14 protein-coding genes are annotated in these 16,342 nt (G+C 26.7%); 13 read left to right on the top strand and 1 reads right to left on the bottom strand.

Features of this window, described 5'->3' with window-relative positions; translation table 4 throughout:
- The 13 genes from parC (at nt 1) to ACI2WZ_RS02750 (ending at nt 15,164) form a co-directional block, all read left to right on the top strand.
- Entirely contained in the window at nt 1–2,625 is a 2,625-nt protein-coding gene (gene parC, locus ACI2WZ_RS02690) for a DNA topoisomerase IV subunit A (protein ID WP_500244521.1), read from the top strand.
- A 73-nt stretch (nt 2,626–2,698) separates the two neighbouring features.
- Nucleotides 2,699–4,897: an SF1B family DNA helicase RecD2 gene (gene recD2, locus ACI2WZ_RS02695; protein ID WP_500244522.1), complete on the top strand. Its 2,199-nt coding sequence runs from the start codon at nt 2,699–2,701 to the stop codon at nt 4,895–4,897.
- 41 nt (nt 4,898–4,938) lie between these two features.
- The gene (gene scm1, locus ACI2WZ_RS02700) at nt 4,939–6,168 is read left to right on the top strand and encodes a motility-associated protein Scm1 (RefSeq protein WP_500244523.1); all 1,230 of its coding nucleotides are present in this window, start codon (nt 4,939–4,941) and stop codon (nt 6,166–6,168) included.
- Between the two features lie 72 nt (nt 6,169–6,240).
- Nucleotides 6,241–7,386, top strand: a complete 1,146-nt coding sequence (gene nagA, locus ACI2WZ_RS02705; protein WP_500244524.1) for an N-acetylglucosamine-6-phosphate deacetylase — start codon at nt 6,241–6,243, stop codon at nt 7,384–7,386.
- On the top strand, nt 7,376–7,963 hold the full coding sequence (locus ACI2WZ_RS02710; protein WP_500244525.1) for a hypothetical protein: 588 nt from the start codon (nt 7,376–7,378) through the stop codon (nt 7,961–7,963). Before nagA ends, ACI2WZ_RS02710 begins: the two co-directional genes overlap by 11 nt.
- Nucleotides 7,963–8,949, top strand: a complete 987-nt coding sequence (locus ACI2WZ_RS02715) for a Gfo/Idh/MocA family protein (RefSeq protein ID WP_500244526.1) — start codon at nt 7,963–7,965, stop codon at nt 8,947–8,949. Before ACI2WZ_RS02710 ends, ACI2WZ_RS02715 begins: the two co-directional genes overlap by 1 nt.
- A gap of 1 nt (nt 8,950) precedes the next feature.
- Nucleotides 8,951–9,616: a deoxyribose-phosphate aldolase gene (gene deoC / locus ACI2WZ_RS02720; RefSeq protein WP_500244527.1), complete on the top strand. Its 666-nt coding sequence runs from the start codon at nt 8,951–8,953 to the stop codon at nt 9,614–9,616.
- Nucleotides 9,617–9,799: 183 nt separating this feature from the next.
- A complete protein-coding gene (locus ACI2WZ_RS02725) occupies nt 9,800–9,964 on the top strand; it encodes a hypothetical protein (RefSeq protein WP_500244528.1) in 165 nt (54 codons plus the stop codon).
- A gap of 90 nt (nt 9,965–10,054) precedes the next feature.
- Nucleotides 10,055–10,513, top strand: coding sequence for a hypothetical protein (locus ACI2WZ_RS02730; protein WP_500244529.1), 459 nt, complete (start codon nt 10,055–10,057; stop codon nt 10,511–10,513).
- Between the two features lie 12 nt (nt 10,514–10,525).
- Nucleotides 10,526–10,675 (top strand): hypothetical protein, encoded by a 150-nt coding sequence (locus tag ACI2WZ_RS02735; RefSeq protein WP_166484601.1) that lies wholly within the window; start codon nt 10,526–10,528, stop codon nt 10,673–10,675.
- A gap of 285 nt (nt 10,676–10,960) precedes the next feature.
- Nucleotides 10,961–11,344 (top strand): hypothetical protein, encoded by a 384-nt coding sequence (locus tag ACI2WZ_RS02740; RefSeq protein WP_023789432.1) that lies wholly within the window; start codon nt 10,961–10,963, stop codon nt 11,342–11,344.
- A 330-nt stretch (nt 11,345–11,674) separates the two neighbouring features.
- Nucleotides 11,675–13,363, top strand: coding sequence for a hypothetical protein (locus ACI2WZ_RS02745; protein WP_500244530.1), 1,689 nt, complete (start codon nt 11,675–11,677; stop codon nt 13,361–13,363).
- A 13-nt stretch (nt 13,364–13,376) separates the two neighbouring features.
- A complete protein-coding gene (locus ACI2WZ_RS02750) occupies nt 13,377–15,164 on the top strand; it encodes a PTS transporter subunit EIIC (RefSeq protein WP_500244531.1) in 1,788 nt (595 codons plus the stop codon).
- Here ACI2WZ_RS02750 and coaBC read toward each other — a convergent pair.
- Nucleotides 15,147–16,331 carry a bifunctional phosphopantothenoylcysteine decarboxylase/phosphopantothenate--cysteine ligase CoaBC gene (coaBC, locus tag ACI2WZ_RS02755; RefSeq protein ID WP_023789440.1) on the bottom strand — a complete coding sequence of 395 codons (1,185 nt, stop codon included), beginning with the start codon at nt 16,329–16,331 and terminating at the stop codon, nt 15,147–15,149. The two genes, ACI2WZ_RS02750 and coaBC, sit on opposite strands and share 18 nt — an antisense overlap.
- Nucleotides 16,332–16,342 lie beyond the last annotated feature (11 nt).

Here is a 16,342-nt window from a genome sequence, read left to right on the forward strand (position 1 = left end):
ATGGCTGACAATAAAAATGAAAAAGGAATATTGAATTATTCATTGGAAGACTTGATGGGTGATCGTTTTGGACGATATGCTAAATACATTATTCAAGAAAGGGCATTACCAGATGTCAGAGATGGACTAAAACCAGTTCAAAGACGTGTCTTATATGCGATGAATGAAATAAATTTAACGCATGACAAGCCTTATAAAAAATCTGCTCGTATTGTTGGTGATGTTATTGGTAAATATCATCCACACAGTGATACATCGGTATATGATGCATTAGTTCGTATGAGTCAACATTGAAAATTAAATATACCGTTAGTTGATATGCACGGTAATAATGGTTCAATTGATGGTGATGGCGCTGCCGCAATGCGTTATACTGAATCAAGATTGTCAAAAACAGCTAGTTTATTATTAAATGACCTTCAAAAAGATACAGTTTTGTTTGCACCAAACTTTGATGATTCTGAAAAAGAACCAACAGTTTTACCAGGATACTTTCCAAATATCTTGGTTAACGGTGCTACTGGAATTGCTGCTGGTTATGCTACAAATATGCCTCCACATAATATCAATGAAATTATTGATGCCACTATATTCTTAATTAAAAACAAAAAAGCTAAAATCACTGATATTGCAAAAATTATTAAAGGTCCTGATTTTCCAACAGGGGCAATTGTTATGGGTAAAGAAGGTATTTTAAATGCTTTTGAAACCGGAAAAGGGAGAATAATTTTACAATCGAAAATGCATCAAGAGGAAAATGCAATTGTGATTGATGAAATTCCCTATGAAATTGTAAAACAAGATTTAGTTAGAAAAATAGGTGACGTTGTAGACGCTAACCCTCAAATAGAAGTAAAAGAAGTTAGAGACGAAACAGATAGAACTGGTTTAAGAATAGTTATTGAATTATCTCCTAAAGCAGATTATGAATTAACACGAAAATTTTTATTGAAAAATACACCATTACAGGTTTCTTATAATTACAATAATGTTGTTATAGTTGATAAACAACCTAAACAACTTGGAATTATTGGAATTCTTAATGCTTACATTAAACATTACCAAGAAGTATTTACAAGAAAAACACAATTTGATTTAAATAAAGCAAAGAAAAGACTTGAAATAATAGAAGGTTTGATAAAAGCTATCTCAATTCTTGATGAAGTGATTAAAATAATTCGTGAATCAACCAACAGAACTGATGCTATACAAAATTTAGTAAATAAATATCAATTTAGTGAAGTTCAAGCAATTGCAATCGTTGATTTGAGATTATATCGTTTAACTTCAACAGATATCACAAAACTTAATGAGGAAAAAGAAGAGTTAATAGGATTAGTTTCACAATACGAAGCAATTTTAAATGATAACAAAGTTTTAAATTCAGAAATTATCAAACAATTGCAAGACACTAAGAAAAATTATGGTGTCGAGAGAAGAAGTGAAGTTGTAGATGAAATCGAAAATATCGATGTTGAAATCAAAAAAACAATCGTTCAAAAGAACTATACAGTTTGAGTTTCACAAGATGGATATCTAAAATCGATTGAGGAATCACAACTTGGAAAATTCTCTCCAGATGACTTTAAAAGAAAACCTAATGATATTTGAATATCACAGTTTCCAGCATCTAGTTTAGATTTCATTTTATTAGTATCAAGTGCTGGGACTTACTATTCTATACCTGTTTATAAAATAACTCCAAGTAAGTGAAAAGAAATTGGTATGCACCTTAATAAGTTAGCAACATTAAGTGGTCAATCTGAAAAAATCTTAGCAGCTTTTGTGGTTAGAGATTATAAAAACGCAAAACAAGAAATATTATTAGCCACTAAAAAAGGGATGATCAAACGAACACCTGTTGAAGATTTAGAAACAAAGATGTTCTCAAAATCATTTAGAATAATGAAATTAGCAGAAGATGATGAGCTAGTTTCTGCATCACTTGTTACTTCTAAAACTAAATATGTGACTATGTTAACGAGAACTGGTTTTTCTGTTAGATATGATATTTCTGAAATTCCAAGTGCTGGTCCTAATGCAAAAGGGGTTAAATCAACGGTTGTAAGGGATGAAGACATAATTGCAGGGAAGGCATTTGACTCAGGAGATATCTTAATCCTAACAAATAAAGGAAATGTTAAAAAAATTAAACAAGATTTAGTTCCTATAATGACAAGACCAAAAAGAGGTGTTAGGTTATATCCTTGAAACAAAAAACGTGATGAGTTTGCAACATTTCTATATAACGTAAATTCAAAAGATATTTTAAACATTTTAGATGAGGAAGATAACCTTACCCAATTAAATGTAAATACTTTCAAATACGCTGATCTAGAAGATGTTCCAGAAGACTTAGACATGAATGAAATTTTAACAACAACCTTGGAAAAATCATTTATCATTAAAAACAATGATATACCGTTACCTCCAAAATCAGCAGACGAAGAAAAACCTAAGGAAAATATTATAAAAAAACCCTTAGAAACTAAACAAGCAAAACAAAAATCAGAACAAACAAACTCTAATGAAGAAAAATCGAATATTATTGACAATAAAGTAACTGATGATAATAAAGAAGATTCAACTCAAGACTTAAAAATAGATTTTGATGATTTAATTTAAAATACTCAGGGAGTATTTTTTTTCTATAAATAAATGTAATTAATTTAAAATAACTATGGGAGAATATTAATATATGCAAACACTTAAAGGCAAAGTAAAAAAATTTATATATAATAGCGATAATTTTGGTGTTGCCATTTTTAACTTGATAGATAATGAAAAGAAATCTATTGTTATCACAGGTCCTATTACAATTATGAAACTAGGTATAATATACGAAATAGAAGGAGAACTTTTTATAAACAACAAATTGAATAAGACAAGTTTTGTTGTTGAAACAGTTAAACAGGTTAAAGAACTTACAAGTGATTTAATCATACATTATTTAAGTTCATCTTTATTCCCAACTATTGGTAAAACTCTTGCCAAAAATATTTTTGATTTCTTTAAAGACGATGTATTCAAAAAAATTCTTGATAACCCAAATGATCTTATGTTAGTAAAAGGGATGACTAAAGAAAAATCACAAATAATTCAAGATGTAGTTAAAAAAAATTTTAATGAGAACCCAATTTTAGATACTTTTTTAAACAATAATTTGAAAATTGAATTCTATAACAGATTGCAAATGGATTTTGAAAACAAAGAAGAGATGTCATGAGTCTTAAAAAATGATTTTTACAAATATGCAAATAACAGTGGATTGACTCCATTTGAAGAGATAGACAAAGTAGCTTTGGCATTTGGTGAACCTTACGATAGTAAAAAAAGAATATCTTGATGAGCTAATATGTTGACAACCAACATACTTTTTAAAACAGGAGATACTTATACTGATTTAATAACACTTAGAAAAGAACTTATTAAGCATTTTCCTCATATTGATAATATTGACTCTAAATTATTGTATGCAAAACAAGAAAAAATATTATACTTTCAAAATAAAAAGGTGTATACAAAAGAAAGCTTTGAAGATGAAGAATACATAGCAAAAATTCTTAATGAAACAAACGAAATATATCCATCTGATAAATGTAATAAAAGTTTTGATGAAATATTGACCGAAGTTGAAGAACATATCTCAAATACATTAAATATTGAAGGATTTAAATATAATGAGGAACAAGTTGAAGCATTAGAAAGTTTCTATACTTACAACCTAATTATAATTACAGGTGGGCCAGGTACTGGTAAAACAACTGTGATTATGGGCTTAGTTAAAATGTATGAAATCATGTTTAATCTAGAAAGTTATGCGATAGCAGCTCCAACAGGAAGAGCTGTTGGTAGAATTAAAGAAGCATCAGGCTATTCAGCTACTACAATCCATAAACTATTGAAGTACTCTGGTAACGATAAATTTGATTTAGATGAAAAAAATCCTACATTCAAGGACCTTGTAATTCTTGATGAATGTTCAATGATAGATAATCATTTGTTCGCTTGTCTATTAAAAGGTGTAATGATAGAAAAAAAACTAGTACTTGTTGGTGATGTTGACCAACTTCCAAGTGTAAATTACGGTAACCTTTTTCAAGATTTGATTGAAAGTAATAAGTTCAAAATTATCACTTTGACAAAAAATAATCGTCAAACAAATCATGAAGGTAAAGAAAATAAAATAATAAATTTGGCAAACTCCATCAAAGAATCAACTATAAGAAACTTTGATTTTGTTGATTCTGATAATCTACATTTTATTTTTAATGAAAATAATGATGCTCTTTTAAGTGAAATTAAAAAAATTTATTCAGAATATAGACCACTTATATTGGAAGATGAGTTAACAGACATTCAAATTGTGGCACCAATGTACAAAAATAACTTGGGGATCATTAATTTGAATGAAGAAATTCAAGAACTCGTAAATCCAGCTCGTCTACACGAGAATGTTTATAAACGTGGTGCATATGAATATAGAAAAAATGATAAAGTAATGTATATTGAAAACGACCCTAAATTAGAGCTATCAAATGGAGATGTAGGTTTCATAGAAAAATTAACTTTTGATAATAAAAAACTAGAATATGGTTACATAAATTTCAATGCTAGATCAAAATTCTTTAAACCTGAGGGTTTTTCTAAAATCAATTTAAATTATGCTTGTAGTATTCATAAGACTCAAGGGAGTGAATATAATACAGTAATTTTAGTATTAGATGACACAAACAAGTCTACTAACTTCTTTACAAATAAAAAAATGATTTACACTGCCATAACTAGAGCTAAGAAAAATTTATTTATCCTATCAAATAAAGAGTTATTTTTGAGAGCTTGTTCAAGAGAAATGAATCACCGAAAATCAACTTTAAAAGAGAAAATTATAAATTAATTACAAATCAAACATTATATAATATTTAAAGAGGTCAAATTATGAAGCATAAAACATTAATAATAATAACATCTTCATTTGCCATTACTTTTCTAACATTTCTTATCATTTCTTTAGTTTTAAATAATAAAGTGAACATTTCTAATGAAATCGATAATATAATGAAGTTTTTAGGTGACGAAGGCAAAGAATATTTTACACGTGTAAAAAACAATCTTAAAAACCCAATAGATTTAGCGTATTTTGTTTTTGGATTGGAAGGGCTTCCAACAATGATCAAAGTTCATTCATCATTACTAGTATTTATTGCTGTTATGTGGTCTTTTTTACTACCAATGTTAGGTATTATTTTAGGATTTTTACTATCAATTTCAGTATTTCTAACAATAATAGAAAAAATAAAAAGACAATACAAATATGATGCAATCAAAACTGTTGGTAAATATGGTATGTATATATCTTTTGGAATCTTTATATTTATAGCTATTGTTGGTTTGATAACCATTTCTTTGTTGGAAGGACAATTAAACCAATTAGAAAATGTTAATAAGATATGAAACAGTCTAGATAAAAATTATTTTTCATCTAACTTAAAGAATAGTTTTACTTACCTAACAATAATAAGATATCATTTCCAAAATGGGCTAAGTAGTTTGCTAGGTAATGGTATTAACGAAATTAATAATACTTATAATGGTAATGTTTCTTTAAATCTTTTACAAGCATCTCTTGTATTTATCGTAATCTTATTACCAATATCACTATCTTCTTTGATAATATTTTCAACTATGTGAGCAGCAACTTTTATTTCAACAAGAAATAATGGTATGTCAAAATTCACAGGATGACTTGGAAATGTTAGAATAGATTCTAAAAGAGAATTTAAAAGCATGATATTAAAAAATGCTTGATTTTGATTTTTGATTATAACTTACATATTAACAATGATTTTACCAGGGTTAGTACACCCATATAAAAGTCCAACACAAATAACTATTGCAGTTTTAAGTATTGTAATTATGCCTTTCGCATTAACTCCTATTTTAGTAGGGTGGATTATGGCAATAAATATAAAACGTTTTAATTATAATAAATTGATGTTTAACCAATTGATAATATTATGAACTGTAACAACAATTATACAATTAACTATTTGAACTTTATTTAGAGAAGAGATTGCAGCGCCGACATGGTTAATGACATCTTGGCCATTAGTATTAATATCATTCTCAACCGCATCTGTTTTTGGGTTCATTAAATGAAAATCTTAAAAAAGATTTTTTTTATTTAATAACGGAATGTTAAGAAATTTACCTTAAAATTAATGTGTTAGGAGAGTAAAAATGATTTTAAAAAATGCACAAATTGTTCTAGAAAATGGAATTATCGAAAACGGTTGAATAGAAATCGAAAATAAGAAAATCAAGTCTATTAACAAGGGAGAATGTTTAAAAGATGGAATTGATTTAGACAACAATTTTATACTTCCTGGTTTTATAGATTGTCACGTACACGGTGGTTATGGTGTTGACTTTGAATCTGGAGATATAGAATCATATCATAAATTTGCAAATATTGTAAAACGCGAAGGAATAACAAGTTTTATTCAAGCAAGCGTTACAAATTCAAAAGACAACAATTTGAAGTATTTGAAAGCTTTTAGTGAGTTTATGAAAAATCAAAGATCAAAAAACTCTAAAAACTTAGGTTGCCATTTAGAAGGTCCTTTTATTTCGCCTTCAAAAAAAGGTGCTCATGAATTAGCATTATTAGAAACTCCAAATATTAATACTCTAAATGAATTTATAGAAGCATCAGATAATAATATTAAAATTGTTACCTATGCTCCTGACTTACAAGATGGTAGTTTTACAAAGTATTTATTAGAAAACAATATTTTACCCTCTGCAGGACATACAAATTTGATGTTGAAGGATTTTATAAAAGATTATAATCTTGGTGTCAAACATGTCACTCATTTATTTAATGGTATGAGTGGTGTTTCTCAACACGAACCAGGTTTAGCAACTGCAGGATTATATTTTGATGACATTTTGTGTGAAGTCATATCAGATGGAATTCATATAAAACCAGAAACTCTACGACTTATATATAAAGTTAAAGGACCCGATCAAATTTGTATTATAACTGATGCGATGAGTGCAAAAGGCTTAAGTGATGGTAATTACAAATTAGGAAACTTAGATGTCATTAAGGAAGGCATGAAAGTTTATCTAAAAGAGGGGGGTGCGCTTGCTGGAGCAGGGGCAACATATGATCATAATGTACGTGTAATGATGGAAGAAATACCTGGATTAACATTAAATAACTTGATAAAAATGACTTCTATCAATATTGCCAAACAACTTAACATCTACGGGCAAGTAGGTAGCATTGAAGTAGGTAAGTTGGCAGATTTGGTTGTTTTAGACAATAATTATGATGTCATTAAAACTATTATCGAAGGTGAATTAGCTTATGAAAAATAAAATAAATCCAAAAACGTTTGTATTCATTAAATTTTTATTGACTTTATCTTTAATTTTGATGTATTCAATTGGTTTGATTAGTCTAGTATATGCTATAAAAACTCAAAACAATGATGTGCTAGCCTTTAGTGAAATTTATTACAAAATTCAATTTACACTTTATTTTCTAGCAATTCTAGCTGGCATCATTTACTTCATTTTAAGATTTTATATACATAAATTAACTAAACAAAAGTTTACAAAGAATGAAAAAATATACATATCAATGTCTTGTTGCTTCATGATTGTTGTTTTTTTACTTGGTTTAGCTGTTATTTTATTCAAAAATCTAGACCCACGAACAAGATTAATATCAACAATTGTAGTAATTATAGTACTATTTATATTTGGTGTTTCTATTTCGATCCTAGAAACATTATCAAGACTAACTGAACAACATCACATTAATAAAACTTGATATGAAGAAATTAAACTGAAAGAAACAGTTGTTAATCCTATGAACAAAACAAAAAATATAGAAGAAAAAGTTTTGGATAAAAAAAAGGTTGACAATCCGTTTATGGAGAATGATAATTAATGATAAAAATTGGAACTATTGGGACAGGAAAAATTGTCGAAGAGTTTATAAAGGCTGCTTTAAAAAATCCAAATCTTGAAATTGCTTGTTGTTACTCAAGAAAAAAAGACAAAGCACAAAGTATCATTAGAAAATACAAATTATATGCAAGGGCAGTTGACTCATTTAATGTAATGATCGATGAGGTTGATGCTGTTTATATTGCAACACCTAATGGTTTACATTTTGAACAGGCTAAATATTTCATACAATTGCAAAAACATGTCTTATTAGAAAAACCCTTAACATTAGAATATAATCAAGCACTCGAGTTATCAGAATTAGCAATAATGAACAATGTCATTTTAATGGAGGCATATAAAACAATTCATTTACCTCAATTCGCAATCTTATTCGAATACTCAAATAATATAAATCCTTTTTTAGCAACATTTAATTTAAAACAATACTCATCAAGAATGGAAAATGTAAAAAAAGGAATATACGATTCTGTATTTGATGAGAAATTAGGTAAAGGTTCAACTTATGATATGCTTATTTATCCTGTTGAATTAGCAATATCGCTTTTTGGTCCTGTAAAAGAAGTGAAAGCAATGGGTTTGAAATTACCTAATGGTAGTGGCTTAAACGATTGTGTATTACTAAGACACGAAAATGAAGCAATTGTAAATATAGTTTGTAGTAAAGCTAGTGCAGGAACAATAAAAAATGAAATATCTTCTGATATGGCTACGATTATATTTGATGATTGTATAAGTTTAAAAAATATTTCTGTTCTTTCTCATCAAAATATGAACAAAAATACTGTTTATGAAGAAAATGCTCCGCTAGAAGTAAACTTATTTGATTACGAATTAGCAGTTTTTTCAAAAATGATATTAAATAACGATTACAAATTAAGAGACTATTTATTGAATATTTCTTGTGAGGCTATTAAAGTACTTAATGTCATCGAAAGAAACCAAGACGAAAGAGGTGTTATATAACATGAAAATAAATAATTACATAGATCATACTTTACTAAAACAAACAGCCACTAACAAAGAAATCAAAGAGTTATGTTTAGAGGCTATCAAATATGATTTTGCTACTGTATGTGTCAATCCTACTCAAATTGAACTTGCAAAACAAACCTTAAAAGGAAGTAATGTTGGCATTACAACAGTTATAGGCTTTCCTTTAGGTGCGACCTTAACATCTGTTAAGGCTTTTGAAACAAAAGAAGCATTAAATAGAGGGGCTAATGAAATAGATATGGTAGTTAATATTGGCGCTGTAAAAGATGGAAATTGAGATCTTGTATTAGAGGATATCAAAGAAGTTAAAAAACAAGCTCCAAATAATATTGTTAAAGTAATTTTGGAAACTTGTTTATTAACTAATGAGGAAATTATAAAAGTTTGTGAGTTAGCATTGGAATCAGGTGTTGAATATGTCAAAACATCAACTGGGTTTTCAACACAAGGGGCAACATTTGAAGTTGTTGAACTAATGCTTTCAGTTGTAAAAGGAAGAGCAAAAGTAAAAGCAGCTGGTGGTGTGAAGACTTATGAAGATGCTAAAAAAATGATAGATTTAGGGGTATCTAGAATAGGGACAAGTTCTGGGGTAAAAATAATAGAAGGAATTTCTATCGAGAATAACAACTATTAATCTTTGTGTTAAAATAACCAAACAAGAATAATGGTAAAAGCGAGATTCATCTCTAAAATTTTATATCTTATATCAATTTATGTGTTTATCGAGTTTTCCATATTAAATTAATTTAGGATATTATTTTGCAAAATACAAAGTAATATATATTGCAATTAATTCAATAATGAAAGTTGGTTTTATATGATCGTAAATAAATTTAACTACATCGCTACTAATGATGCGGATATCAAATTATTTAATGATTTATTACAGAAAACATTAAGCTCGAGTTATTTTAATAATAAATTAATTCATTTAGATCAAAATGTTATCAAAGTTCTTACTAAATATAAATATGGGAAGTAATCATTGACTATATACTCTCTTTTATTTATCAGATATGATTTTATATGTAGTAAGTTGTACAACGAATGTAATGCTTTACTTGGAGCTGTTATGAAAAAATTGCCAATGTTAAAAACAAGCATAGGGTATGAATTAAATGTTGAGGATAAACCATCAGGATTGCAAGAATCTTGCATTAACTTATTTATTTATTATAAATGGTTTCAAAATCAAGAAGGTAATTGAATTAGCAAAGCTAGCGACTTATTAATTAGATTTTGTAAAGGCCACTTTCTAATTAATGGTAACAAACGAAGTGCAGTCTTATTAACGACATCTTTTCTACATAAATATTGTATTTACTTATATAACTCTTTCGAAAGTAATGAGTTTATTAAAAAATGAGAGAAATTAGTGTTAGAAATTGTAGACAATTGCGAATATATTTATGTAAAGAAAAATGGTAAAATTAATTTAGAAAAGAACTCAAGTAAAGTATTTTCTGAATATGAATTATTTTTATATGTATACAAATATTTATATGATCAAGCGTATTTGAGATTATTTTAAGGGGTGATCACATTGAAAAAAAATAATGTAGAAATAACAAAAGAAAATTTTAAAAATACAGATATTTTAACAATTGATAAAGATAAAATAGATAGCTCAGTAGATTTTGTTTCTAACAATAAAAATATGTCCGATTTATTTGCTAATTTAAGTAAAAAGTAATTTATCTAAAACAAGTAGTTACAACTAGAATGCTTGTTTTTTTTTTTTTTTTTGTTTGGAATGTTTCTTTATAAGTGAAATCTTTTTCAAAAGAGTTATTTAAGTATGAAAAATCTTTCACTCTTTTTTGGATAATAAAATATTGTTTATTTTATTGAAGGTTAATCTACATTAAATTACGTGCACTTTCAAAACACAGAAATGTGTTATTAATAAGTATTTTATGATATAATTAACTTATAAATGTTGAGAAAAACTCGATATTTTTTTATTTAGGAGAATTATATGAATCGTGCAAAATTATCTATTTTAGTTATTTCTTGTATTGTCGCAGTTTTGGGATTTTTATCTACAATAATTGTACTTATATCAGGAAGTTCATTAACTATTATTATTCCATCATTACTAACTGGGTTTTTAATAATAGTTGCAGCTATGTTTAATTTTCTTTTTTGTTTCAAAAAAGTTCAAAAGTTAAAAGTTTCTTTGATTTTATCTTTTGTGTATACATTGCTGGTTATTGTGTTATTTATTTTATACCCAATAATTGTTGGTTATTCTATAGGAACTATCATTGTTTATTCAGGAATTTTAGTATTTACTTTACTATTTTATGTAAGTATTATAGTTGTAAACTTTTCTGAAAGAATAAAAACACTTGAATATTAGTATTACGACAATACAAAATCGAAACCATATTAATGGTTTTTTTATTTTAAAATTTAAACATGTAGTGATAGGTAATAACTATACCTATAATTTCAAAAAAACCAACTTGTTATATCTAAAAACAGTGTTCTACACAATAATTCAATAGTAATAGCAATATACTTATGTGTTTTATAATTGAAGAATGTGATATTATCAAAGCGGACAAGAAGTTTTTTTATGATTATTAATGATCGTAATCATATGTTTACACGAAACACAAATGGCTTACAGGATTAGAGAGCTTTTTTGTTATAATTAAGTTAAATCACTTATTTTAAGGAGAATATAATGGCTAAAATAAGAAAAAATGAAGTTAATACATTTGGTTTACCAAAGTCTATAAGAAGTAGAATAGATGAATTAGTGAATCTGAATTTAAATCCTACAACAGTAAACTTGCTTACATATGAGTTTTCTAATTTTGATGAAGAAATCAGAAGCAATATTGGAAAATACATAGAAGGATTATTAATAATTGAAAACGAGTTATTAGAAAATCATCTAAATCTTTTAAAAGAGAAAAACATTTTTGGAAATAATAAGCAAGAGTTTGTTTTGAAACAAAGAAAAAATAATTTATTAAGGATACAACAATTATTTAATAACGAAAAAAATAAGACCTATAACAACCGTAAGAACTCGGCAACTGAAGAAAAAACTAATTCTTTATTGAATAATGATTTCAAAAAGATCATGGTAACTAATCAAGATAATAAAACTCCAGAGCAAAGAGAGAAAGAAAAGTTTAGAGAGTTAGCAAATAAAAAGAGAATGCTTGAAGTTGTAATAGACGAGGAAAATAAAAAAATCAAACTTGCAAAACAAAATTATTTGAAAGCAAAAAAAGAAAACGATATTGCTTTACAACAAAAAAATATGAATTTAATAAATGAAGCTAATAATAAATTAGTTAAGATAGATGACGCAATTAAAACATATAAAACTGTAGAATCTTTACCACTAGATTTACTTTTAGCTGATGACCTGACCATCGACATTGAAAGAGATGAAAAAAACGTTAGGGATTATTTAAAAGAAAAAAATAATGTGGCTTTGAAAAAACTACAAAAAGATATGATAAGGTTTAACCAAAATAAAATAAATAAAAATACAACAAACAAAAAAACTAACGAACCTTATGTAGATAATTTCTTTACTGTAGAAGGTTTTGATGATGATTATGAAAGTGATTCACAAAATATTTTTAGTGAAGATGGAATTAATTTTACATCGAAGTATAATGCAATAATGGAGGAAATTGAATCTGATACAGTAAAAAAAAAAGCAACGAATAAAAAAATAAATAATATTTTTAATACGTTAGAGTCAACAGTAAATAAAAAAGAAAAAAGTTTAGACAAGCTAAACAAAGAAAAAGAAAAACTTTTAGAAGAATTAAATTTTTTAAAAGAACAAAATAAAATCGAAAAAGAAAAAAGAATATTAAAAGATAGAGAACGTTTAAAAAAAGAAACAGACTATATTATATTTAGAGATAAATACAAAGTATCCTTAGCTTATAAACATTTAGAAAAAAAATGAAAAACGTTCAACATGAAAAAAAACTTAGCAACAAAACATTTGTTCCTAAAAGCAATAAAAAATTTAAAACATAAAAATAATAACTTAAAAAATACCGAATATTTAGCAAATGACGACTTAGTAGAAACTCCTTTGATGGATGAACTTACTTTCGAAGAGAAAATAACTCAAGCAAGAAATGTTTTTGAATTCGAAAAAGAGGAAACAAATAAAAATAATTATAAGTTTGATAACTTGAAATTATTAATAAATAAAGCTTATAACTTACAAATACAAAAAAGAGTTAGTTATTTAGAACGTAAAAAAGTTTTGAACACCATTACCAAAAAAGAAAAAGTAGAATTGGAAGAATATAAAAGACATAGTAATCAAGGATTATTAAATAAAAAATATAACTCAAAAAAAATAAAGGTTAAAATGTATTTAAAGAAATAGAGTTGAATGCAAAATGAAAATAACTGGTTTAAGAAAAAAAGAATTAGATATATCCTATTATACAAAAGCAAGCTTTAGAAGTTTTGTAGGAAAGTTGGGTGCCAGTTTTTCTTTTGTGATTATTCTAATGCCAATATTTGGTTTGATAATTACATTTGGAAATATTTTTAGAATATATTTGCCTGGTGGTAGCGATAATGTTTTGTCTAAACTTTTTACAAGTGTTGGACAAATACTTTTTTTAAATATTGGTGTTTGGTTTGCATTAGCAATTAGTATTGGTTTTTCTAAGAATAAAGGCGCAGCTGTTTATGTTACCTTATTGAGTTATATTATTTTTATTGTAATCATTAACTCATTTTTAAAGTTTAATGATAACAACAAAAATACTTTTAGCATATTATTTTGAAAAGCTCTTAATCAAAAAATATATTTAACTGAATTGTTCGGCTATAAAACATTCAATAATGGAGTTATTGGAGGTATATTGATCGGTTCATTAAATGTTATTTTTTTTAACTTTACAAAAAATGTTAGCTTACCAAAAAGTTTAAGTTTTTTTGAAAAAGAAAAATTTGCATTGTTAATTATGCCGCTTTACTCTTTTGTATTTTCTTTAATTTTTATTATGATATGACCAATTTTAGGATTTTTACTAAGTTGACTTGGGTCGCAAGTTGCAAAATCACCAAATGGTTTAGATTCATTTGTATTTAGAACTATACAAAGAATGTTAATACCATTCGGATCTAGTTTATTGTGGCAAGCTCCAATGTGGTATACGCAAATAGGGGGAGACCTTTCACAATATCAAAGTCAATTATTAGCAGAGTATTTATCTAGAACTAATGGTATATCAAGAGAAATTTATGACCAGATTTATAATTTAGGATCTTTGGATATAGACTCAATATCTGATATTTTAAAAGCCAATAACATTGAATACTTACTAAATAATATTGAAGAATGAATATATCAAACAACTTCCGTAGAAAAACTTTGGGAAATAAGTGGTGACCAAAGAATATCTATTGCCATATTAAATAGTAAATATGTTTCTATTGATGATTGTTGAAATATAGGTTTTAGAGTTACTCGTTTCCTAACTGGTGGATTTGTAAACTCTATGTTTGTCTTACCAACTCTTGCGCTTTTTCTATTTTTAAAAAACTCTAATAGAAAAGAATATGGTTATTATATCTCAGCAGCATTAACTTCTTTCTTGTTAGGAATTACTGAACCAGTAGAATATATGTTTTGTTTTATAATGCCTGGTTATTTTTTTCTTGTTTATGCACCGTTAACAGGGTTTATGGGAATGACGACATCATTGTTACAAGTAAAAGTCGGTACAACTTTTTCAACTGGACTTTTTGATTTTGTAATGAATGGAGTTATACCAACAATAAATGGTCAGAAGACTGGTATATATTGAATTCCTTTAGTAGGGATCATTTATTCGCTAATAGGTTATTTCTCATTTTACTTATGATTTAAATTCTTTGACATCAATATTGAGAAGACAAAAAAAATATCTCCATGAGAAATAAAAAAACAGTGTTTAGAACTTATTGAATATTTTGAAGGTTCAAAAAACATTATGAGTATAGAAATTGATAATGATATTTTGAAAGTAAAGTTGAGAAGCTTGTCTAATTTGAAAGGTTATCATAAATGATTTAAGAATTTTAGAATTGAAAACGGATTTCTTTATTTCGAAATAAATGAAGAGAGAAAAAAATTAATGAAAACTTTTGTAGAAAGTTTTCAAGTAACAAACAAATTAATTATGCACAGCTAATTTTTCATTGATAGCTTTAATTATTTCAAATGCCACTGAATGTTTTGGTAAGTTATCTAGGTGAATAATATTTGTATTATCATTAAACATAATTTTTAAACTCGTTTTATCATTTCCAACAGAGTCTAATAAATTAACAACAAGCATATCTAAATTTTTTTCGACTAGTTTTTCTTTAGCTTTTTGAAAATCAAATTCATTTGATAAACTAAACCCTACTAAAAACTGGTTTCTTTTTATACTGCCTAATTCTTTCAATACATCTATTGAGTATTTTAAATCTAATTTCAATGAGTTATTTTTCAAATTTCTTTTTTCAATTTTTTTATCTACATACTCTAACACTTCGAAATCGTTAAGTGCAGCACAACAAATAACGACATCACTATCGAAAAAGTTTTTTTTCATTACTTCCAACATTTCTTCATTGGTGTTACAATAAATGTTTTTTTCATTCTGTTGAAGATTAAAATCTGTATCACCAAAGACACTGATTACACTTTGAGAATAATTAAGAAGGGCATTTCTAAGTGCTAATCCCATTTTACCGCTACTAGTATTTGTTATATACCTTATCTTATCTATGTAACTTCTTGTTCTTCCGAAATTCAACATAAATTTTTTATTATTGATATTAAGATAATCAGTTAATTCTTCATCTATTATTTTGATTGCTTCAATTGGTTCTAATGATCTTCCGATACCTTCATGTCCACTTGCCAGTTTACCATATGTTGGTTCAATTCATCTTATATTCGTATGGGTTAAAAGAGTTTTCTTGTTTTTTTCTAATATAGGACTCAAATACATGTTGGAATTCATACTTGGAAAGAGAATAGTTTTTGACTTAGAAGCAGCAAAAACTAGAGAAGGTAGGTCATCAGCAATACCGTTAGCTATTTTACCAATAAAGTTAAAACTAGCTGGATAAACTATATTCAAATCAGACTCATGAGACATTTTAATATGTTTACCATAATGATGTGGGTCATAAAAACTTTCAGTAAAAATTTTGTCATGTGTTTCATACGACTCAAAATCAACAAACTTTCCAGCATTTGTGCTAAGTATCAATTTCACATCATATTTTTTAGCTAGTAAATGATATAACTCTTTTGACTTACTAGCCGCTATTCCACCTGTAACAATCAAATTCAAACGTTTCATATCTATTTAAC

The sequence above is a fragment of the Spiroplasma endosymbiont of Megachile willughbiella genome (assembly GCF_964273395.1).
Taxonomy (GTDB): domain Bacteria; phylum Bacillota_I; class Bacilli_A; order Mycoplasmatales; family Mycoplasmataceae; genus Spiroplasma_A; species Spiroplasma_A apis.